This window comes from Pseudoalteromonas gelatinilytica, from assembly GCF_001641615.1.
Lineage (GTDB): Bacteria > Pseudomonadota > Gammaproteobacteria > Enterobacterales > Alteromonadaceae > Pseudoalteromonas > Pseudoalteromonas gelatinilytica.
The window spans coordinates 42,331-63,848 of record NZ_LRRU01000004.1 but is presented as its reverse complement, the minus strand read 5'-3'; the positions used below and the strand labels follow the sequence as shown (position 1 = coordinate 63,848).

At 40.7% G+C, this 21,518-nt stretch carries 22 protein-coding genes; 10 read left to right on the top strand and 12 right to left on the bottom strand.

The features are described 5' to 3' along the window. Positions 1 to 74: 74 nt before the first annotated feature. Together NH153_RS00995 and ilvC are read right to left on the bottom strand one after the other, a co-directional pair. The gene (locus NH153_RS00995) at positions 75 to 1,988 is read right to left on the bottom strand and encodes a methyl-accepting chemotaxis protein (protein WP_063700111.1); all 1,914 of its coding nucleotides are present in this window, start codon (positions 1,986 to 1,988) and stop codon (positions 75 to 77) included. Between the two features lie 144 nt (positions 1,989 to 2,132). Then, a complete protein-coding gene (ilvC, locus tag NH153_RS00990; protein ID WP_063700109.1) occupies positions 2,133 to 3,605 on the bottom strand; it encodes a ketol-acid reductoisomerase in 1,473 nt (490 codons plus the stop codon). Between the two features lie 146 nt (positions 3,606 to 3,751). Between ilvC and ilvY the strand changes: the two genes are divergently transcribed. From ilvY to NH153_RS00960, 6 genes are all read left to right on the top strand, one after another. Beyond that, entirely contained in the window at positions 3,752 to 4,654 is a 903-nt protein-coding gene (gene ilvY / locus NH153_RS00985; RefSeq protein WP_063700108.1) for an HTH-type transcriptional activator IlvY, read from the top strand. Positions 4,655 to 4,860: 206 nt separating this feature from the next. After that, on the top strand, positions 4,861 to 5,910 hold the full coding sequence (locus NH153_RS00980) for a GGDEF domain-containing protein (protein ID WP_063700106.1): 1,050 nt from the start codon (positions 4,861 to 4,863) through the stop codon (positions 5,908 to 5,910). Between the two features lie 117 nt (positions 5,911 to 6,027). Continuing rightward, positions 6,028 to 6,912: a MipA/OmpV family protein gene (locus NH153_RS00975; protein ID WP_476704243.1), complete on the top strand. Its 885-nt coding sequence runs from the start codon at positions 6,028 to 6,030 to the stop codon at positions 6,910 to 6,912. 1 nt (position 6,913) lies between these two features. Beyond that, a complete protein-coding gene (locus NH153_RS00970; RefSeq protein ID WP_063700104.1) occupies positions 6,914 to 7,300 on the top strand; it encodes a DUF3019 domain-containing protein in 387 nt (128 codons plus the stop codon). A 14-nt stretch (positions 7,301 to 7,314) separates the two neighbouring features. After that, on the top strand, positions 7,315 to 8,007 hold the full coding sequence (locus NH153_RS00965) for a response regulator (protein ID WP_063700102.1): 693 nt from the start codon (positions 7,315 to 7,317) through the stop codon (positions 8,005 to 8,007). A 6-nt stretch (positions 8,008 to 8,013) separates the two neighbouring features. Then, the gene (locus NH153_RS00960; RefSeq protein WP_063700099.1) at positions 8,014 to 9,261 is read left to right on the top strand and encodes an ATP-binding protein; all 1,248 of its coding nucleotides are present in this window, start codon (positions 8,014 to 8,016) and stop codon (positions 9,259 to 9,261) included. Between the two features lie 113 nt (positions 9,262 to 9,374). Here NH153_RS00960 and NH153_RS00955 read toward each other — a convergent pair whose 3' ends face one another. The 3 genes from NH153_RS00955 to NH153_RS00945 all read right to left on the bottom strand — a co-directional run bounded on the left by NH153_RS00955 (position 9,375) and on the right by NH153_RS00945 (position 11,866). Further along, positions 9,375 to 9,590 (bottom strand): DUF3820 family protein, encoded by a 216-nt coding sequence (locus NH153_RS00955; protein WP_062564309.1) that lies wholly within the window; start codon positions 9,588 to 9,590, stop codon positions 9,375 to 9,377. A gap of 138 nt (positions 9,591 to 9,728) precedes the next feature. Beyond that, complete coding sequence (locus NH153_RS00950; protein ID WP_063700098.1) at positions 9,729 to 10,010, bottom strand: hypothetical protein; 282 nt, start codon at positions 10,008 to 10,010, stop codon at positions 9,729 to 9,731. A 284-nt stretch (positions 10,011 to 10,294) separates the two neighbouring features. Then, positions 10,295 to 11,866, bottom strand: a complete 1,572-nt coding sequence (locus NH153_RS00945; RefSeq protein WP_063700096.1) for a cation:proton antiporter domain-containing protein — start codon at positions 11,864 to 11,866, stop codon at positions 10,295 to 10,297. A gap of 221 nt (positions 11,867 to 12,087) precedes the next feature. Here NH153_RS00945 and NH153_RS00940 point away from each other — a divergent pair, with 221 nt between their 5' ends. Both NH153_RS00940 and NH153_RS00935 read left to right on the top strand, forming a co-directional pair. Further along, entirely contained in the window at positions 12,088 to 12,831 is a 744-nt protein-coding gene (locus tag NH153_RS00940) for a sporulation protein (protein WP_054561870.1), read from the top strand. 66 nt (positions 12,832 to 12,897) lie between these two features. Continuing rightward, a complete protein-coding gene (locus tag NH153_RS00935; protein ID WP_063700094.1) occupies positions 12,898 to 13,338 on the top strand; it encodes a GNAT family N-acetyltransferase in 441 nt (146 codons plus the stop codon). Between the two features lie 30 nt (positions 13,339 to 13,368). Here NH153_RS00935 and NH153_RS00930 read toward each other — a convergent pair whose 3' ends face one another. From NH153_RS00930 to NH153_RS00905, 6 genes are all read right to left on the bottom strand, one after another. After that, positions 13,369 to 14,721 carry a sodium-dependent transporter gene (locus NH153_RS00930; protein ID WP_063700092.1) on the bottom strand — a complete coding sequence of 451 codons (1,353 nt, stop codon included), beginning with the start codon at positions 14,719 to 14,721 and terminating at the stop codon, positions 13,369 to 13,371. A 173-nt stretch (positions 14,722 to 14,894) separates the two neighbouring features. Further along, positions 14,895 to 16,184, bottom strand: a complete 1,290-nt coding sequence (locus NH153_RS00925; RefSeq protein WP_063700090.1) for a sensor histidine kinase — start codon at positions 16,182 to 16,184, stop codon at positions 14,895 to 14,897. Positions 16,185 to 16,196: 12 nt separating this feature from the next. Continuing rightward, a complete protein-coding gene (locus NH153_RS00920) occupies positions 16,197 to 16,904 on the bottom strand; it encodes a response regulator (RefSeq protein ID WP_063700088.1) in 708 nt (235 codons plus the stop codon). A gap of 13 nt (positions 16,905 to 16,917) precedes the next feature. Continuing rightward, positions 16,918 to 17,319 carry a DUF3019 domain-containing protein gene (locus NH153_RS00915; protein WP_063700086.1) on the bottom strand — a complete coding sequence of 134 codons (402 nt, stop codon included), beginning with the start codon at positions 17,317 to 17,319 and terminating at the stop codon, positions 16,918 to 16,920. Next, entirely contained in the window at positions 17,309 to 18,148 is an 840-nt protein-coding gene (locus tag NH153_RS00910) for a MipA/OmpV family protein (protein WP_063700084.1), read from the bottom strand. Before NH153_RS00910 ends, NH153_RS00915 begins: the two co-directional genes overlap by 11 nt. A gap of 166 nt (positions 18,149 to 18,314) precedes the next feature. Further along, positions 18,315 to 19,121, bottom strand: a complete 807-nt coding sequence (locus NH153_RS00905; RefSeq protein WP_063700082.1) for a hypothetical protein — start codon at positions 19,119 to 19,121, stop codon at positions 18,315 to 18,317. A 115-nt stretch (positions 19,122 to 19,236) separates the two neighbouring features. On the opposite strand from NH153_RS00905, the gene NH153_RS00900 reads away from it, so the two are divergent. Beyond that, on the top strand, positions 19,237 to 20,388 hold the full coding sequence (locus NH153_RS00900) for a serine hydrolase domain-containing protein (RefSeq protein WP_063700080.1): 1,152 nt from the start codon (positions 19,237 to 19,239) through the stop codon (positions 20,386 to 20,388). Positions 20,389 to 20,495: 107 nt separating this feature from the next. On the opposite strand, the gene yhbY is transcribed toward NH153_RS00900, so the two are convergent. Then, on the bottom strand, positions 20,496 to 20,792 hold the full coding sequence (gene yhbY / locus NH153_RS00895) for a ribosome assembly RNA-binding protein YhbY (RefSeq protein WP_063700078.1): 297 nt from the start codon (positions 20,790 to 20,792) through the stop codon (positions 20,496 to 20,498). A gap of 89 nt (positions 20,793 to 20,881) precedes the next feature. Between yhbY and rlmE the strand changes: the two genes are divergently transcribed. Further along, positions 20,882 to 21,511 (top strand): 23S rRNA (uridine(2552)-2'-O)-methyltransferase RlmE, encoded by a 630-nt coding sequence (gene rlmE, locus NH153_RS00890; protein WP_054551703.1) that lies wholly within the window; start codon positions 20,882 to 20,884, stop codon positions 21,509 to 21,511. Positions 21,512 to 21,518 lie beyond the last annotated feature (7 nt).

Sequence of the window (21,518 nt, the reverse complement as noted above, 5' to 3'; positions counted from 1 at the left end):
TAATTCTTGGCCTAATACCATTTAAGTATAGGCCGTGAATGAAAAAGGGTCAGTGTTAACTGTTACAAAACGTGTCAGCGTTTATCGAAGGTAGCAACAAGGTCGTCAAGGGTTTGCGCACTGTTCGCTAAGTCTTTGATTGCTTGCTCACTGTCGATTTGTTCACGCATAACATTGTCACTAATATCACTTATTTGCTCAATGTTACGGCCCACATCTGCCACTACGTTACTTTGCTCTTCGGTCGCAGTTGCTATTAATGTCGCCATATCGTTTATTTCATTAGCAGCATCGTTGATGGCATTGAGTAATTCAACTGAACTTTGCATTGCATCAACACTCAATTGAGCTTGCGATTTCGAGTGGTTGATGTGATTAACCACTAAATCAGACGTGTTCGTTAGCTCACTGATCATGGTTTGAATTTCAGTTGTTGACTGTGACGTGCGATTTGCAAGTGCTCTTACTTCATCTGCGACAACAGCAAAGCCTCGACCATGCTCACCAGCACGAGCAGACTCAATCGCCGCATTAAGTGCTAATAGATTAGTTTGCTCAGAAATCCCTCTGATAGAGTCAACGATACTAGCAATAGCTTGCGTTTTGTTTGCCAGCTCGTTTACTTGCTCGGTGATATTATCGATATCACATGCCAGCTCAATAATTGCTTCTTTACTTTGCGTTACCTGAGTATGGCTTTGTTCAGTGTTCTGCTTACTATTCTCAGTGAGTTTAGCCGTGTTCGCTGCGCTTGAGGCAATTTCTTGCACTGTCGCCCCCATTTCATTAATCGCTGCAGCAACCGAGATAGTTTGCTCTTTTTGATTATCAAGCGCTTCAGAGTTCTTCTGTGCTTGTTTAAATACATGCGCAGCACTTTGTCGGATTTCACTACTTTCTTGGGCAACTTGGCTGATTGCAGTTTCAATCTTAGAGATAAATTGGTTAAAGCCTGCAGATAAGTTAGCAAGTTCTGGCTGCTCGGAAGCAGGTAAACGATAAGCTAAGTTTGCATCACCTGAACCTAAACGCGTAAATAACTCAGCCATTTTCGACAGTGGCGATGAAAGCGTACGAGCAAGCACTAAACCGGCAAAGCTTGCGATCAGCGCAATGACGATTGCAAAGCTAATAATTTGCCATTGTAAAACTTGGATACTCGAAAACACTTCATGCTTAGGTACTTGGGCAATAACAAATAAATCAGTGTTTTGAATTGGGCTTGCCGCCACTAAGGTTGCTTCACCATTAAGGTCAATTTCTTGTAAATTGAAGTCGCTTTGCGTTAGCAGTGTACGCGTGATGCCCGTTTTATAAACGTCATCCAATTTAGCTTTAGCGACTTTGTTCTCGTCTTTATGAAGTTGAATTAGCCCGTTTTTGTCTGCAACAAATACAAAGCCTGTTTTTTCAATTTGAAAGCGTTTTAGCATGGCCTGCATATCGTCAATGCTTTTAGCAAGACCAGCTAAACCAATGCCGTTAGTTTGCTGGTGGTTAACAAACATTTTCACATCAGTGGGTGATTCTTGATAAATACTGATAGAAAAAGGCTGCGCAGTTTTGGTAAACGCAAAAAACCAGCCATCTTGCTCTTGCGTTAAAACACGTAAGAAGCCGTCTTGGTTCCAATATTGTGCCGTTTCACGATTAGCCCACGAAGCAGTTGCTAAATCGTATTGCTTAACAAGTCGGTTAAGCTCTTTTAGCAGTGTTTTATCATCAGTATTGCCTGAACGCGCCCACTCTAATACAAATTCGTTACTAGAGAGTTGCTCAGCGGCACTGATCATTTGATTTATATCGTGAGTAATATAGTTATCAATAGCTTGAAGTTTGCTAGGTAGCTCAGATTCAATCATTCGTTGTTCGATGATTTGTTTTGCACTGTATATCGCTGTTGCGCCGATTAACGCAGCAACAATGAGCGCAATTGAACTGCCAAGCAGTGTAATTTTTTTAGTAATGGTGAGTTGATTTAACGCCATGAAAGTGTCTTAGTTTACAACATTTAAGTCAGTAATTTTAGCATACACTTTATAGATGACGAATCAATGTAGGGACAAAAAAAAAGCCCAAAGCATATAAGCAATTGGGCTTGGTTTCTAACAAGCGAAACTTACTTTCCAGGGTTAAACAATTTTCTTCATTGCTGACATGTAACCACGTAGCTTGCTACCAATGATTTCAACCGGGTGCTCGCGTAGTGCTTTATTTACGGCAATCAAGGTTTGGTTATCAACTTGGTTGCTAGCACTATCAAGACCTTTACCAATCACATCAGTGTCGATGTCTTTCATAAAGTCTTGTAGAAGCGGTAAACACGCGTGGTTGTATAAGTAACAGCCATACTCTGCAGTATCTGAAATAGTTCGGTTCATTTCGAAAAGCTTCTTACGCGCAATAGTGTTTGCGATAAGCGGCGTTTCGTGTAGTGATTCATAGTAAGCAGATTCAGCGATGATACCTGCTGCAGTCATGGTTTCGAAGGCAAGTTCAACACCTGCTTTAACCATGGCAACCATTAAAATACCTTGGTCGAAGAATGCTTGCTCGCTGATTTCTTGGTCAGTATTTTGTTGCTTTTCGAATGCAGTTTCAGCTGTTTCTGCGCGCCATGCTAGTAATTTTGCGTCATCTTCAGCCCAGTCAGCCATCATACCGCGTGAGAATTCGCCGCTGATGATATCGTCCATATGCTTGTTATAAAGTGGGCGCATTATTGTTTTAAGCTCTTCACTTAATTCAAATGCTTTCACTTTTGCTGGGTTAGATAAACGGTCAAGCATGTTAGTCACACCACCGTACTTAAGTGCTTCAGTGATCACTTCCCAACCATATTGGATTAGTTTTGATGCGTAACTTGCATCAATGCCTTTTTCGACCATTTTATCGAAGCAAAGTAGTGAGCCTGTTTGTAACATGCCACATAGAATCGTTTGCTCACCCATTAAGTCAGATTTAACTTCTGCAATAAATGATGATTTTAGTACACCCGCACGATGGCCACCGGTACCTGCTGCATATGCTTTCGCTTGCGCTAAACCATGACCTTGAGGGTCGTTTTCTGGGTGAACAGCAATTAATGTTGGTACACCAAAGCCACGTTTGTATTCTTCACGTACTTCTGAACCAGGGCACTTAGGTGCAACCATGATCACTGTTAAGTCTTCACGGATCTGCATGCCTTCTTCAACAATGTTGAAACCGTGTGAATAAGCAAGTGTTGCGCCTTGTTTCATTAACGGCATGATGGCATTAACAACAGCCGTATGTTGTTTATCAGGTGTTAGGTTTAATACTACATCTGCTGTTGGGATAAGCTCTTCATAAGTACCTACGGTAAAACCATTTTCAGATGCGTTTAAGAAAGATTGACGACGCTCAGCAATCGCTGATTCACGTAATGTGTAAGAAACATCTAAGCCCGAGTCACGTAAATTTAAACCTTGGTTAAGGCCTTGTGCGCCACAACCGACAATAACGAGTTTTTTCCCTTTTAAAGCATCTACGCCATCAGCAAATTCTGATGGGTCCATGAATTCACATTGCGCTAATTGCGCTAACTGCTCTCTTAAAGGAAGAGTATTAAAATAATTCGCCATTGTTAGTGTCCTATAAATACAAGTTTGTTAGAAAATCAAAGAACCGACGTAGTGTTCTTTGTATGTGTTAACACTATGCAATTTTTAACCTTGCGTAAAATGATATATTTGAATTAAAGTATTTCATAAAATGAAATGGTGACCGTATGGATCATAAACATCTTAATTATTTTTTAGCTTTAGCTAAGACGCTGCACTTTGCCAGAGCGAGTGAGCTTTGCCATATCAGTGCGCCAACCTTGAGCCGTAACATCAAACAACTCGAAGAAGAGGTTGGGGTGGTATTGTTCAATCGGGATAATCGTACGGTTAAATTAACCCGCGAGGGAGAGTCATTTATTGAATACGCCAATGCGACGCTCGCTAACTGGCATCGTTTCAAAGCAAATGTACAAGAGCCGCAACAACATATTTATGGCAATGTCAGTATTTATTGTTCCGTGACAGCCTCATATAGCTTTTTGCATCAAATACTCGAGCAACTGCGAATGCAACACCCACATATAGAGATAACTCTCAATACCGGTGATCCCGCTCTTGCCATAAACCGCGTATTAGATGGTCATGAAGCGATGGCGATTGCCGCTAAACCAACAAAGTTGCCAGGGCAAATAGCGTTCACCAGTATTGGCTATTCGCCTTTGGTTTTGATTGCACCCAAAATTGCTTGTCCAATTAGCGATAAGCTTTCAGCAAGTGAGCCAATTGATTGGTCAGATTTAGAATTTATTGTTGCAGAGCAAGGTTTATCAAGGCAGCGGCTTGAGCAATGGTGGCGTAAAAAAAATATTCACGGTCGAATTTACGCGCAGGTTGCAGGCCATGAAGCCATGGTTTCTATGGTGAGTTTGGGATTAGGTATAGCCATGGTGCCAAAAATTGTACTGGATAACAGCCCGCTAAAAGATAAAGTACAAATAGTGAGTGATGCAGAGCAGACAATTACGGGTTTTGAAATTGGCCTCGCTGTTTTGAATAAAGAGCGCCACGATCCCGCACTCAATGCAATTTGGAGTATTGCTCAATCGCTTACTCAGCAAGCGATTTAACTTACTTTCTCGCAACTACTACTTTATTGTGAACAATATTATATTGATACAAATATCCTAATTATGCTTAGGTATTTAGTATTGGTTTTTGTAAAAAAAGTTCGTGGTTTTTGCTGGTTTTGCGTTTGCAAAATCCTTTTTCATTGATTTTTTTAAAGGGGTTGATACCGTATTTTAAAATAATAAAATTTTCATGGCGTAGACTCATGATACTCACAGCGCAAGCCGACCATTCTTTAAGCTACTCTAGCCACTGTTTGAAGTTAGCTATCCCGTTTATGGTGAAATATAAAATGCCAATTACGCCACTCAATTACGCGCTTTGGTATTGCTACGTGAGTGAAAAGAATCAAGATTTAAACAAAGAACTTGATAGTATTATTAAAAAATATAAAACCTGTGATCATGAGCAAGCGAAGCGACTCTTCAATAAATACCTTTCTAAAGACGATCTAAGTCTGTTTTATCAGCTCTCCACTGGTTTTAATAATGTCGTTGGCAAAGTGCACCAAGACATCAATGAGGCATTGACTTATTCCGCTGAATTTAATCTGGCTCTACAAGAGTGCCGTGAAACGTTAAATAAAGCAGACATCAGCCAAGAGAGTGGTTTTGATGATGTGCTGGATTGTGTTGAACGCTTAAGCGATGAATCAGCGGCACTGCAAAGCCGAGCTCAAGATTTTCAAAATCAGCTTGCGATGGCTTACTCTGAAATTACAGAACTAAAACAAGAGCTTGTTAGGTCACGAAGTAAGGCAGAAAAAGACCCTCTGACTGGGCTTTATAACCGCGGTAAATTTGATGAAGATATCGCGCGGTTTTGCCAAACCAATGACTTAGCAGAAGTCGCTGTCCTTACTATGGTTGATATCGATCATTTTAAACAGTTTAACGATACATTTGGTCATCAAAAAGGAGACCAAGTTTTGCGTGCAGTGTCTGCAAAACTCCTTAAGCATGTTTCGAGTGTCGGTCAAGCTTATCGTTATGGGGGGGAAGAGTTTTGCTTCACCGCGCAGTTTGCAAGCATCAGTGATATGACCAATTTCACTCAACAACTACGTCAAGCTGTAACCAAATTACAAATCAAAGACCCTAACTCTAACAAGGTGTTAAGCCAAGTAACCGCTAGTTTTGGTATTGCGATAAAAGCTAAAAATAGTAACCCAGAACAATTTATAGCAAAAGCTGATAAAGCGCTCTATTTAGCCAAAGAGCATGGCCGAAATCGTATCGAAATCGTCGAAGAGTAACAAACTTAACCGATATATGTATCAAATTTGTGAATAGTTGTAACCTTGCAACGACAGTTTGTTCACATCTTGGTATTATGTTCTTATTGCAGAAATCTCTTTGGTCGTACAATAACAATGAAATCTCAAACGATCAGGATGTGCGCAGTGGTGTATGCCTTGTTTGGCATGCTATTGAGTCAAGCAAGCGCTGATGATTCAACGCGCACTGAACGTGAAAGCCGTGTGGCAAATCAACAGATTGATACCCAGCAGTGGCACCTAAGTATTAATACCGGAGCAGGGGTGATCACGAATCCCCTTCATGGTGGTGATAACTTACCTTTAATCGTATTGCCTGAAATCGCTTTTTATGGTGAAAAATGGTTCTTTGATAATGGCCGTTTAGGTTATTCATTCCAAGAAAGCGATACTCATGTTGTTAATTTCGTTACTGAGTTCAACCCTGAGACTCGTTTCTTTATTGATTTTCATCCAAGCAATGTTTTTGCACTGCAAACATCGAATAGCTTTATTGTTGAATCGACCACCAGTAATGAACTGGCAGAAAAGTCGGTATCGACGAACGATATTAAAAAAAGACGTTGGGCCTTAGATGCCGGTATTAGTTATCACTATATACACAGTAATCATGTGATTTCTTTACAAGCACTTGCTGATGTCTCTGGTGTTTATAAAGGTCTGCGTAGTGCCTTGCAATGGCAATCACATCACCGGATAGGGAATTTATCAGTCGCACCTAGCCTGGGCGTTTGGTACAAATCAGCCAGACTAAATGATTATTTTTATGGTTTATCGGCTAAAGAGTCCTCATATGGGGAAATAGATGTTGGCAGTAGCTGGCAACCTTATGCTAAAATCGACGCCCGTTGGCCCCTGAGTGAGGCCAACTCTCTTCGTTTTCATTTAGCATATTATGACTACTCAGCCGTGGATGACAGTCCGCTTTTTGAACACACGTACTCGATGACTGCATTTATAGGATTCAATCATATTTTTTAATATGAAGTATTTTGTTTTTAGTCTGTGTGTGTTTGCTGCTGTTATTTGGGCTACCCCAAGCCATGCGCAAGCGACTCAGTTTGATATCACGCCAAAAGTGTGTGTTGTATTACAACAGCACGAATTTTGTGATCTTGAGTTAAAAGTTAGCTGGCAAACAGCACAACCTCAAGATCTGTGTCTGTTTCAAAATAATCAGCAAATTCAATGCTGGAACGACAGTAACAAAGGGCTGTACAGCCATAAAGCGCGGGTTCAGGTTGAAACAATATACTCCTTAGTCAATCCGCACACGGGGAGCAAAATAGCGACCGCAAAAGTCGAAGTGCAAAGCACCGAAGCAAAAACAACGAGGCGTAGATTACGCTCACCGTGGAGCTTTTTTTAATTCAGGAGCAACCAATGGCAAAGATTTTACTTGTTGAAGATGATCTCGGCTTACAGCAGTTAACACGTGATTACCTTCAGCATAATGGGTTGGATGTTGCGGTCCTTGAACGCGGCGACGAAGTATTTGAATACCTAGAAAACAACCCCGTTGATTTAATGATTTTAGATGTGATGTTACCGGGTAAAGACGGGTTTAGTGTGTGCCGCCAGGTACGTGATAAATTTAGCTTACCTATCTTAATGCTGACTGCAAAAGGTGAGGACTTTGACCAAGTGATTGGCCTAGAACTCGGCGCAGATGATTATGTTATTAAGCCTGCTGAACCACGCGTTTTATTAGCGCGCATTAATGCGCTGTTACGCCGTGGACAAGCTAGCACTAAAGCACCTGAAGAGCTGAGCTTTGGTGATTTAAGCATTGATAAAACCAGCCGCATTGTTACACTTAAAGGCAATGAAATTACACTTACATCTCATGAGTTTGAGTTGCTTTGGTTACTGGCGTCAAACGCAGGTGAAGTGTTAAGTCGTGAACACGTGCATCAACATATGATTGGTCGTCAATATGATGGTTTAGACCGTACAGTTGACGTACGCGTGTCACGTATCCGTAAGAAACTAGGTGATAATAGTGATAAACCATACCGAATTAAAACAGTTTGGGGGCAAGGTTACCTCTTCGTATCTGATGCATGGGATATGTAATCATTAATGGGGAAACTATTTGCTAGCTTATATCTTTATATAATAGTTTCTCTGTTTCTCGTTAGTGGGGTCATAGAACAGTTATGGCCCTACGAAGAAACTCAACAACAAATTGCCCTTGACCAAGAGTTTGGTAAATCCCTTTGGTTATTAAGCCAAACTGATAATGGCTTAGCAAAACTTCAGCAAGAATTTGCAAGTGAGGTCATAAATCTCACTGATCTAGCACTCCCTGATGACCTAAAAACACAGCTCAACAATGACCATTACCTGTATTTGTTTAATCAAGAACAAAAAGTGGTTTGGTATATAGCCCTTAATGACACACAGCTTTTACATGTAGGCCCTTTGTCTGTATCCAATCCTAATTTTAGCTCTGTTTGGCCCTACTTTTTATTATTGACCGTGATTGGCGTGCCAATAGGGCTATGGAGCCTATTGCTGTGGCGCGATTTTAATAAACTTACTCTTGCTTGTGAGGCAGTAGGAGGGGCACAAGACTTTGAACTTCACGATGCCTCTAAATCATTTTTTCTGCCGATTACGGATACACTCAACGCGATGCAAGAGCGCATTCAATACCTTCTGGCAGCGCAGCAAGAGCTGACTTCTTCCGTTTCGCATGAATTTAGAACCCCCCTTGCGCGGTTAAAGTTCGCTGTTGCGATGCTTGAAGAGCAAATCGAGAATGAAAAATCCTACACTTACATTGATAACATGCAGGCAGATATTGCAGAGCTTGAAGCACTGGTGTCAGAAATGCTTGAATACGCGCGACTTGATTCACACCAACCAAGCTTAAAGCCCCGTTCCTGTGACCTGACAGCGCTTATTAACAGTGTGGTGAATAAGCTTGAGTTTGCTACTGATATAGAGGTCGCAGTGAGTGCTCCTAAGCTGCTCTACTACGAGTGTGACGAGCATTTTATGGCGCGTTGTATTCAAAACCTATTAGGTAATGCACAAAAATACGCAAATCATAAAATTCATGTCAGCCTTGAAGAGTTGGGTGATTCGATACAAATAAGTGTTGAAGACGATGGTCCTGGGATCGCTAAATCTGAATGGCAAAGTATTTTTAAGCCATTTACTCGTTTAGATAAAAGTCGTGATAAGAAAACCGGCGGCTTTGGATTAGGGCTTGCCATTGTCGCTAAAATTGTTAGTTGGCATCAAGGGCAGTCTGAGGTGTGTGATTCACCATTAGGTGGAGCTAAATTTACGATTCATTTGTTTAAAAGTAACTCGCTTTAAATTACAGGCATAAAAAAAGCGCCTAGGGCGCTTTTTAAAGATTAAAACCAAAAATAAACAAGTAGCAAAGTAATAGACCGCGGCTATTTATAAAAGTTCGAAAAAATATTTAATTATTTTTCATCTAATAATGGCATTAGCATTTTTTCGAGGCCATTGAGCTTCACTTCATACATCATCGCCAGTTGTGCACCTAACTGAGAGTCTGGAAATCCTTGTTGTTTAAACCACACTAAATACGGTTCAGGGAGCAACAATAAAGGGCGACCAGCATATTTTCCAAATGGCATCTTGGTATTTATGGCGCGTTTGAGTTGAGCTGTATCCATCTTTATCTCAAAGAAATTTTAAAGTCAGATAATACGGTAAAAAGGGGAGAGAAAATAGGCTGTGACGGGCAAGAAACAGCCTATTTAGTGAGGGATGTAGGCCCTCTAAATTACAACCACTAAATCGATTACAGCAGTTTAGTGTAGTTGGTAACGACGCTTTTTCGTAAAGCCAAGCTGTTTTAGCTTAACGACGATAGTCGGGTCGTCAATTCGCTCAGGTGTTTCACTGTCACGAAGAAAATGATCACTTGGTACTTGATATACATCGAGCATCTTGTTGAACAGCACCGTTCTGATATCCATTGCAGTCATGCCATTCTTTTGTAACTCATCAAGTTGCTGCTGAATATCTGAAAGTTTCCCGGTACGTGCATCATCCGTGTTTGCTAAAAACTCGTTGGTAAACTTATTTTTCATTTAAACAACCTCAATCCATCTAACAAGTGCTGTGAAATAAACAGCGGTACAACAACACTGTTAAACTTTTTTGTGTTAAAAATAGATACTTAGCTAAGCATCTTGAAATTAATTCTACTCTTTTTTTTAGCCTGATTGCTAATCTGGATGTAAAGCTTTGTAAATAAGCTTGACCCAATAGGGGGACTGATTTGATTTGCTAAGAAAACTAGTTAGCCAACTAACTGAATACAGTGAAAATAATTCTCAGTACCATGAAAAGGTACCGAGAATATTTTTTTACATTAAGAGAAAAGTTTTTGTTTTACATGCTCAGCGAAGCCGCTACCAGCTTCTAAATAGAAGTTATATGTGGAATCAACCCCCATATCTTCTAGTTCTTTTTGCTGATCTGGGTAGTTTGCAATGGCTGTCACCTGACCTTGATAGCCTGAAGCTCGAAGTTGTTCCAACGCAAATATATTTTGCATATGCTTTGGCATTGCAAGCATCACCATACCCACATGGGAGTGATTCACTCGCTGCCAAAAGTCTGGGTCAGTTGCATCGGCTAGTAACACTCGGCGGCCACGTTTAATGTGTTTTTCAACCACATCAGGCTTGATATCAATGCCCGCAACGAGATTTGGGTGTGTTTGACTGATTGTTTCATAGGCACCCGTACCAATGCGGCCCATTCCAAATATAACGATTTTAGTGTCATTTAGATTTACCGGCAGCTCTTCTGCAAGGCGGCTGTTACTTTCAAATTTAAGCAACCAATGTTCAATTTTTACATACACTTCATTCGAGCGTTTATTTAAAGGCGATGCGAGTATAAAGGTGATTGACACAGCGATAGCCATAACGGCGAGCCATTCAGACGTGATTAGATTGCTAGTGGCTGCAACAGCGCAGACAATCAAGCCAAATTCACTGTAATTAGCTAAGCTAAACGCGCTTAATAGTGAAGTACGGGCACGTAATTTGAAAGCGTTTGTCAGCACATAATAAAGTGCAACTTTTAATGGCAAGACTAAAATTACGATGAGTGCAACAATCACTGCGTTGCTGGTCAGCTCTGCATTCAAACCAATATTTAAGAAAAAACCAACCAGTAATACGTCTTTTAAATTAAGCAGTGATTTTGATAGCTCACCAGCTTTTTTATGAGACGCGAACATCATACCGATGATCAACGCACCTAAATCACCTTTAAGGCCTGCAAACTCGAAGGCTTGATAACCAATAATCAGCGCAAAGAAAAAGCCAAACAGGGGCAATAACTCACCGTGTTTTGAGCGATTTAATACCCAGAACATCACAGGGCGTAAAATAGGTAAACCAACCAATAATGCCAAAGCCCAAATGTTCGGGGCCTTACCAGTACTGATGGCTAAGAATATGACGGCAAAGATATCTTGCATAACTAAGATACCAATGGCGATTTTACCATGGAGGCTTGCCATTTCACCGCGTTCTTCAAGTACTTTTACTGCAAAAACGGTGCTTGAGAAGCTAAAAGCAAAACCGACTAACAATGCACTTTGCCAAGTAAGTTCGTTAAATAAAGGTAGTGCAAGGGCTCCTAGCAACAACATAAAACCACTGAAGAGCGTACTGCTTAAAACAATATGCATTGAGGCGGGCGCCCAAACTTGTGGTTTCATTAAGTTTGATACTTTGAGCTTAAGACCGATGCTAAACAATAACAAAGTAACACCCAAGCTTGCCAATGTATTCAGCAGCTCGGTTGTCTTATATCCATATAGGTTGAGTGCAAAACCCGCTAATAAAAAGCCGATAAGAGGAGGCAGCTTTAGCTGGTAAACAGCAAAGCCACAAACGAACGCGGTAGCAAAGTAAATTAGTTCCATAGTTTTTCTTTTGACTTCATTTGTTAGAAGTGTAGCGAAATATTTGTTGTTGGAAAACAATATCAGACAGTAAGAGTTCAAAAAATAAGCACTTATACATGATTTATTGATTAATCCGCCAAAAGCATCATTTTTTCGCTGACATTAGCTTTTAATTGTGGTTAAGATGCATTAACAAAGGAATTTAAGCCATAGGTTAGAAGCTGGCTTAAGGAGAAAAGATGTTTAAGAAAATCCTTGCATCAGTAGGTATTGGTGCAGCAAAAGTTGACACTGTACTTGAGACAGAGCATTTACAACCGGGTCAAAAATTTAATGCCGTTATTGTTATTAAAGGCGGCGATGTTGATCAAGACATATCGGGTTTAGACTTAGCTCTGATGACGCGTGTTAAAGTCGAAGGTGAAGATGGTGAGTACTTTACAAACCATGTGATTGAAAAGTGGCGAATTACAGATATCGGCACGATAGCAGCAGGTGCTGAAAAACATATTCCATTTGAAGCACGCCTGCATTCAGAAACACCGATCACCGAAATTAACGCTGGTTATAACCAATCACATGTGTGGCTTGAAACAGGCCTAGATATTGATTTAGCCCTTGATCCCACTGATCGTGATGCACTTCACATTTATCCTAATGATGCGGTGAGCACGTTAATGGAAGCGATGGATAGACTTGGCTTTAGTTTAGTCAAAGCGGATGTTGAAAAAGGCTTCTTAAGAGCGCCGACATTCCAGTCACATTCGGGTTGTTATCAAGAGCTTGAGTATCGTCCAAATAGCCGAAGCCTGTTTGGCTTACAAGAGATTGAGTTGTCGTTTGTGCCTGAAGCACATAAAACCCATGTACTCATTGAGCTTGATCGTGCCTTTAGAGGGGATGGTTATGTCGATTTAACGATTGAGCATGATCATGTAAATCTATCGCAGCTGTGTGATCAGCTAGAACGATTATTTGCTTAAAGACTAACGACTGAATAGCGAGTTAAAACCCAGCTACGGCTGGGTTTTTTGTCTTCATAAAGGAGCATTATGTTTTCTATTAAAAGTTATAACGAACTCAGTAAAGATGAGTTATTTGCCATTTTACGAGTGCGGGTTGATGTATTTGTGGTAGAGCAAACTTGCCCTTACCCAGAAATTGACGAAGTGGATAACAATGCGCAGACCCAACACGTGTTCTTGTTTAAAGGTCAGCAGGTGGCAGCCTATGCACGATGTTATAAAAAGAATGAGCAATTTAGCGCATTTGGTCGAGTGCTGGTTGCAGAGCAATTTCGTGGTGAAGGACTCGCAACCAAGCTGGTGCAAACCGCGATAGATACATGTAAAGAGCATTGGCCTGATAAAGCGATTATGATTGGTGCTCAGTGTTACTTAACAGCGTTTTATCAGCAATTTGGTTTTGAGAATGTGGGGGATGATTACTTAGAAGATGGTATTCCACATCAAGATATGTGTTTGAAGTAGCCTAATGGCCACTTCAAACATAAACATTGATTAGCTCAACAGTGAGTTAGCAAATACCAGTGCAATGGCAAGTGGGCAAATAAACTTGATGTACCATGGCCATACTTTCCAGAAGAAACTATTTGCAGCTTCCGGGCATCCTTGTTGAATTTCTTTTAGTAACGACGCGCGATGCCAAATCCAACCAACGAAAATACAGCACATTAAGCCAAGAACAGGTTGTCCAATCTTCGTGGTTAAGGTGATCACAAAACCAAATAGCGTGCCTAAGTTAAAGACAATTGTAAAACTAATCAGGGCAATAATACCGCCAATGATCCAAGTTGCTTGTACACGCTTTAGCGCAAAACGCTCAACAGCATAAGAAACGGGTGCTTCTAGCATCGAAATTGATGAGGTTAACGCTGCAATACTCATTAACGCAAAAAAAGCAAAACCAACAAAAATACCAACATTGCCCATACTAGTGAAAAGTGCCGGTAGTACTTGGAATACAAGCGTATCTTCAGAAAGTAGTGCACCTTCTGCTGAGAAAATCTCAACGCCCTGCGCCTGTGCTACATACATTGCAGGAATAATAAGTAAACCGGCTACAAAGGCAATAAACACATCGATTAAAGTCACATAAGCGCCTAACGATACTAGGTTTTCTTTTTTGCTGATGTATGAGCCGTAGATGATCATTACGCTAGTACCAAGCGACAATGAGAAAAATGCTTGTCCTAACGCATTCACTAATAACTCAGGGTTTAAAATCGATGAAAAGTCTGGCACTAAATACGCTTTTAAGCCTTCCATTGCGCCATCTTGAGTCATTACATAGATGATTAGTATAAACAAAATACCTAACAGGGCAGGCATTAAGCGCTTAGACCATTTTTCAATGCCGTTTTCGACGCCTTTAGAGATAATCGCAACGGTTAAAATAATAAATGCGGCAGTAAATATAAGGTTTCTTGATAGTGACTGCTCACTAAGCCAAGCGCCAGCGTGCTCTTGACCCGCTAATTGTGCAACAGGTTCAAGTGTTGCACTTAGCATCCAACCTGCCACGATAGCATAGAAGCTAAGGATGAGACCGGCACAAATAATACCGCCAAAGCCCACCATGAAGGCGAACTTCTTTTGCCATGCTTGATTCGTTACTTTTCGAAGTGAAGTGACGGCATTAGCTTGACCGTGACGACCAATCACTAACTCAGCCATTAAAGCAGGGTAAGCAAGGCAAAATGCTAATATTAAATAAGCCACTAAAAATGCGGCACCGCCATTACTTGCAGTTTGCGTTGGGAAACCCCAAATATTTCCTAAGCCAACAGCAGAGCCTGCTGCAGCCATAATAAATCCAAAGCGGGAGCTGAACTCCCCACGTGATGCGCTCATATTATTGTTACTTCTCTATTTGTGACGGCGCTGACAATCTACTTGAATTAACGCTAAATAAAAAGGGTTAATCATCCGCATTTTCGTTGTTCTTGGTTATGTGCGAGTTGTCAGCTTAGATTTCGTGCAATTGCGCATTACAATACGAAACAATTAACACAATTGAAACCGCTTTAGTGGCTTTTATTTTGAATTGAAAGAGTAAAACACGCGCCACCTAGCTGCTTACTTTTTGATACTTCGACCGTACCATGATGCCAATCAACAACTTTTGCAACGATAGCAAGCCCGAGCCCGTAGCTTTCGCCATCTCTATTGCGATGCGTTTGTTCTTGGAAAAATGGACTAAATACTTTTTGCCAGTTCTCTTCGCTGACACCCGGGCCGTCATCTTCAATTTTAATCATAACGGACCCACTGGTACTCGTAGCACTGAGTAAAATTTCTGATTCAGCAAAGTCGCAAGCATTACTTAATAAGTTAACAATGGCGCGAGCTAACCAGTGTAAGTCAGCACAAATATCACCGCCTTCAACGTGGTGATTAATACGCAAGCCCTGTTGCTCAAGCTTAGGCTCAATCTGATGGATTAAAGTCAGAATATAGGTTTCTAGATCAGAATGATTAAAGGTCAGTTGATTCGCTTTTTGCTCAAGGGTTGCAAATGCTAGATAGCTTTTTAGCATTGACTCCATTTGATCTAAGTCGTTTTCCATTCGTGCAAGATACTCAAGGCGCTTTTCGTCATTACTACAATCTTGCGCTGCCTCTAGGCCAAACCGTAAACAAGCGATAGGTGTGCGGATATCGTGAGATAAACTCGATGCCATCAACTTATTCTCATCAAGAAGTTTTTCAATTTGACTCGCCATGCGGTTAAATGTCAGCTCAACATCTTTGATATAGGTAAAGTGAGATACGTGAATACGACTTTTTAAATCACCTTTAGCAAAGCGCTTTGCTGCTTCATTCAAAACGGTTAAACGCTTGGCGAGTGGCGCAATAATAAAGCCCATAAATATGCATAACCCTGCATAGAACAACAAGGTCAGTAATACATCGTTGCCTTGCTCATGCGTTAAATCTTTATCTAAACGCATTTTTAGATGATGCGTATTAAGTGCTGCATCACTGTAAAGTAAATAATAGCCTTGTTGATCTTCGAGGATAAGGCCGCTCGGTTGGGTTATTTGTGATAATAGTGAATGGGGAAGTGCAAGCGATTGTGTCGGACGATATTCAAGTTGCACTGCAAAGTCTTGATTAATATCCGTGATAGCTTGCTCGCGCTGTTTAGCGTCAAGCTTAGCGAGTTGCTTTGCAAACCCTTTAATCATTTGTGTTTCGCTAGAAAACACATCTTGGGGTGTTTGGGTTTGTTGGCTAAAAGCATCAATTAGCCAACCCAAAACAATGATTGAAAGTAAGGCGCTACCGAGTAGCGAAATATAAAACTTTTTCACAGGCGCGAGTCGTTATTGCCAAGCGGTGGCAACGAGTAAATAGCCTTTGCCCCAAATAGTTTTAATTTTTTCAGGGTGCTGTGGATCATCATTAAACTTTTTACGTAATGATGAAATTAGCACATCAACACTTCTGTCCAAGCCATCATATTCACGCCCTTTCGTTGCCTTAAATACCGCATCACGAGAAACCACTTGGCCTGCATTACTTGCTAAATAGTGGAGTAAAAGGTACTCAGCGCTTGAAATATGGACCTCTTCGTCTGCTAGGTAAACTGTGCGTGACTCCGTATTGATTGATAACTTACCTACATTGATAAGCTCAGAGTTTGTGCTTGATTCGTGTGTATCTGACTTAGAGCGAAGAGCCGCTTTTATGCGTGCTAGTAAAGCGCGAGGGCGAACGGGCTTCATCATGTAATCAGTCGCACCTACTTCAAGGCCAATCACTTCATCCATTTCATCATCACGCGCTGTTAGCATGATAATCGGGGCCTGATAAAACTGACGTAAATCACGGCATACACTAATACCATCTTGGCCTGGTAGCATAATATCTAACAACACTAAATCTGGATTTGTTTTGCGGACTTGCTCAACGACTTGGTCGCCACGCTGGCATAGTGTCGTTTTGTAGCCTTGTTCAACTAAATATTCTGCAACCCAATTGGCGAGAGAGATATCATCTTCAACTAATAAGATAGTTCCGTAATGTTCCATTATTTACTCCTGCTTAGAACAGTCGCCAACGACGTTTCTTCTGACGATTTTTATAGACCCACTGTAATTGTATTTCAGTGCTTGCGACAACCTTACCGTTATCACTACTTATAAGTTCAAAACCAATGGTTTCTGCTGAATCAAATTGGTATCTAAATAAGCCTTTTTGTTGCATCAACCAACATTGCATTATGTGCTTGCTCTGTGCGTTGCGTAAGCAATAATTGCCAATTTGTTGCTGATGCCAAGTTATATCAACCTCAGCATAGCAATTTCTGCCCTCTCGTAGTGCAACGCACGTATCGGGCAGGGCAATGAGTGCATCTTCAACTTTTTTCTCACCTTCTGGCTGTTGCTCGGCCAGCAATGGCCCTGACAGTAATAAGGTAAAGCACAAGTAATACTTAGAAAACATAACGCACGCCTACCTTGGCTTTATGCTGATACTCTTGAGAGATAATAGGGCTTTGGTGAATATCGTTTGAAAACCAAGTCGATAACCAACCAGTTAAAAACACCCAATGTCTGTTAATTGGGTATTCTGCATGAAATTCAAAAATAAGACTGTAAGAGGTATCTGGGCTATATACAGGGCGAGTTGCCAAGGCTTCAGAGTCTGAAATTCCGAAGTAGTAATTTGTAAAGTCTTCTGAGTAGGCACTTAAACCAACGCCAGAGCGAAACTCCCAATTCCGCCAAGGGATAATCTGGCTAAAAAACGAATTCATTACCCAGCCATTGTGTGCTCCCGACACGTCATGTAAGTACTCAAATGAAATTTGCGAGTTTTCAAAGCGGCGCGATAAACGAAGACCTACATCAAAATCGTAGTCGCGCGTTCTAATACCTTCGAGCTCTTTAATGACGTCATTGCCGTAAATGTTTAAGCCTGTTTCATCAAAGCCTGATTGAATATTAGTACCGACAATATCTAAGCCCCATTCAAATTTATCGATAACGCTGTAACCTAAGGTTAAACCACCACTGAGTTGGCTTTGATCGTAATCGAGGTAAAAGCTGTCGTAAGAAACGGCGAGGTGAACATCTGGCTCTATGCCATCATTGTAAGAATCCATGCCTACAAGGTAAGAATCTTCAATGTAGTACCCTAAACCTATGCCCCAGTCCCATGCAAAGCCTTGGCTTGGTTCTAAAGTATTGTCTGCATAATAGCGGTTACTTGCTTGGCTTGTAGCGCTAAGCAAGGTTAAACACGTCAATAATAGGGCACTGTAAACTCGCAACGTTGCATCCTTGTCTGTGAGAAAGGGTAATAGCTTATAGTATATTGTTAAGGAGTTCCTGTAATCTGTAAAAAAATGTAGTAGCAGAAATTGGAAGTGTAAGAAAGTGTTACGAATTCAAAGAGGGGTGCTGCTTGCCTATGGGCAGACAAACAGCGTATTCAAATTACTGCACTTTTATTTTATCGATTAAAATGCTGCTCAAGTAATACTGCATCATAGGTGTAAGTGCACTAATTTCTGTTCGGTTACAGGGACCTTGCTCTTTTTTAAAGGCGTTCATTCGTGTAATCGTTTGGTAAGCTGGAATCGTTACGTCTTGATTAACACGCGCCATACGAGCTTGTTCAGAGTTTTGCTCGTGCACAAAACTCGCAACTTCTAATTCATTCTTTATTAGTTGCTGTTGTTCAAAGCTATAAATTAGCGGTTCACGGTGAAAGCTTGCGCTATCTATTGATGATTTTGCAAACCAAACAACGTCACCGGTTTTTTTGTGGGTAAGGCGCATACTTACCTGACCTAAAATCGTTGCACATTGCTGAACAGGGAACTGTTTTGCTACTTCTTCGAATAAAGGCAGTGGTTTTTCGGGTTTCACCAATTTATATTCTGTGTCTTCAATGAGCTCAAGGTCTAACTGATGAATTGATAGGGTATAGTCAGCTTGTGCGCCTTCAGCGACAACCTTTAATTGCTTTGCTGTCAGTGCTTCAGTGATTTGCGAATAAAGTGTATCTGTTACACTGGTTTTATCAGCAACGATGCTCACCGTTTGGTTTTTACTTACAGCATGTGCAGGTAATTGTACTGATTTTACTTTAGGCGCCGCATGCCCTGTTTGATACTCAACTTGAAAACGTTGGCTCTGTAAGCTAGGTTTTTTTGGCATAGCAAGTAATGGTGCAGGTTCAGGTTTTAAAGCGCAACCGGCTGAAATTAAAGTAAAAAACAAAACTACAAGTAAGCGCATAAAGATTAATCTACCCATAAATATTTAAGATTAAGCGTATTGTACGTTAGTCGAGACAAAAGTTCATGATAATATGTGATCAGAAACTTCCTAATCAGACTTAAAAAAATAAATAATGAAGTACAGCTTATCCTTAATACCTTTTTTCCTTTGTTCTTTATTACTGCTCTCAATGAGTAGTGAAGCTGCTTCGAGTGATAAACAATGGCAAACTTTCGTTGCTGATTACAATAAACACCTTACCCGTAAACTACGCAGTAAAGGAATTCCGGGCGGATCTCTGGCAATTGTTAATATTGGTCAGGATGATTTTATTCGTGGCATCGGGCGAACAAAAATTGAAAATGGTCGTAATGTTGATAAGCATACCCGGTTTCGTTTAGCGTCAGTTTCAAAAACCTTTGCGGGTTCTTTAACTGCAAAGCTGGCTGCACAAGGGGAATTTAATATTGATGATCCTATTAGTAAGTTTATTCCCGCTTTTGCTAACACTGCTTATAAAGATGATTTAAAAATTTACCATATACTCAGTCATTCTAGTGGCTTGGTGCCTAATGCGTACGATAACTTAATCGAATCGCGGATGAGTTACCCCGATATCGTTGCGCAACTATTAACCGTTGAGCCTATCTGTAAACCGAGCGAATGCTATGGGTATCAAAATGTGATGTTCAGTTTGATTGACTCTGTCATTTTTCGATCAACTCAGATGGATTACTCACATTGGATTTCTGAATATATTTTTGCGCCATTGAAAATGGTCGATGCCAGTGTAGGCTTTGATGAGATGGTGAAAGACGATAACTATGCACATCCTCATGTACGCGGCCGAAAACGTTGGTATACATCACGATTAAAGAAGAACTATTACAAAGTCCCCGCAGCTGCGGGAGTGAATGCCAGCGCAAATGATATGGCTATCTGGTTGAATGCGCAGCTAGGGCAGTACCCAGATGTATTACCGCTAGAAGCATTAATAAAACAAACGCGTCCTTATACTCACACCAAAAAAGAGACTCGTCGTAGAGTTTGGCGCGAACATGTTAAAGATGCTTATTACGGGCTAGGCTGGCGTGTATATAACTATGATGATGAAGTGCTGTATTACCATAGTGGTTGGGTACAGGGGTATCGCAGCGATATTGTGGTATTTCCGCATCTGAATATAGGTTTTAGCTTAGTGCTAAATGCAGAAACGGGTTTGATCAATGAATTAACTACCGAGTTTATCAACCGGGTACTTAAGTACACCCGAGAACAAAAATAGTGCGAGTCAAAATGTTTAGTTACAAATTCGTGAAAAATTATTTTTGCCAATAAAAAAGCCAGCATTTTAGCTGGCTTTTTTATGATTAGAGATTACTCAGGCGAAAGTTAACCGCGTGGTAATTGAATCTTTTTCTCTTCGCTTTGGCGATACAATACAATTGTGTGACCAATTGTTTGTAATTTAGTTGCGCCAGTTTCGCGAACAATCGCATCAAAAATCAATGCTTTAGTTTCGCGCTCGTCAGTAGGTACTTTTACTTTGATTAGCTCGTGGATATTTAACGCGATTTCAATTTCAACTAAAACGCCTTCTGTTAAACCGTTTGCACCAAGTAAAACAACAGGTTTTAAACTGTGTGCTTGACCTTTTAAAAACTGCTTTTGTTTGTTCGATAATTTCATGATGTTACAAATTTTGCTGAATATGGCTTGAATTAAGGGTATTCTAACGCCATCTAGAGAATATTACTAATTAGTTACGTATTAATTTTATGGCAAATAAAAAACATTCAGCCAGTTCTAAGCGTTGGCTGAAGGAACATTTCGACGATCCTTATGTTCACGAAGCGCAAAAGAAAGGTTGGCGTTCTCGTGCGGTATTCAAATTAGACGAAATTCAAAACAAAGATAAATTAATCAAACCATCGATGACAGTGGTTGATTTAGGTGCTGCGCCGGGAAGTTGGTCACAGTATTTAGCTGAAAAGGTTGGTGATAAAGGCCAAGTTATTGCTTGTGATATTTTACCTATGGACTCACTCGCAGGTGTTGATTTCTTACAAGGTGACTTTCGTGAAGAAGCTGTGCTTGATGCACTTTTAACTCGCATCGATGGGAAAAATGTTGATGTAGTTTTTTCTGATATGGCACCGAATATGAGCGGTAATACATCGGTAGACCAAGCGGGTAGCATGTATTTAGTTGAATTGGCATTAGACATGTGCCACCAAGTTTTAAAGAAAAATGGTGCATTTTGTGTCAAAGTCTTCCAAGGCGAAGGATTTGATCAATACTTACAAGAAGTACGTAATAGCTTTAAAGCGGTCAAAATTAGAAAGCCTGACGCATCGCGTGCCCGTTCTCGCGAAGTTTATATAGTGGCGACAGGCTACAAACTGTAGTACAGTT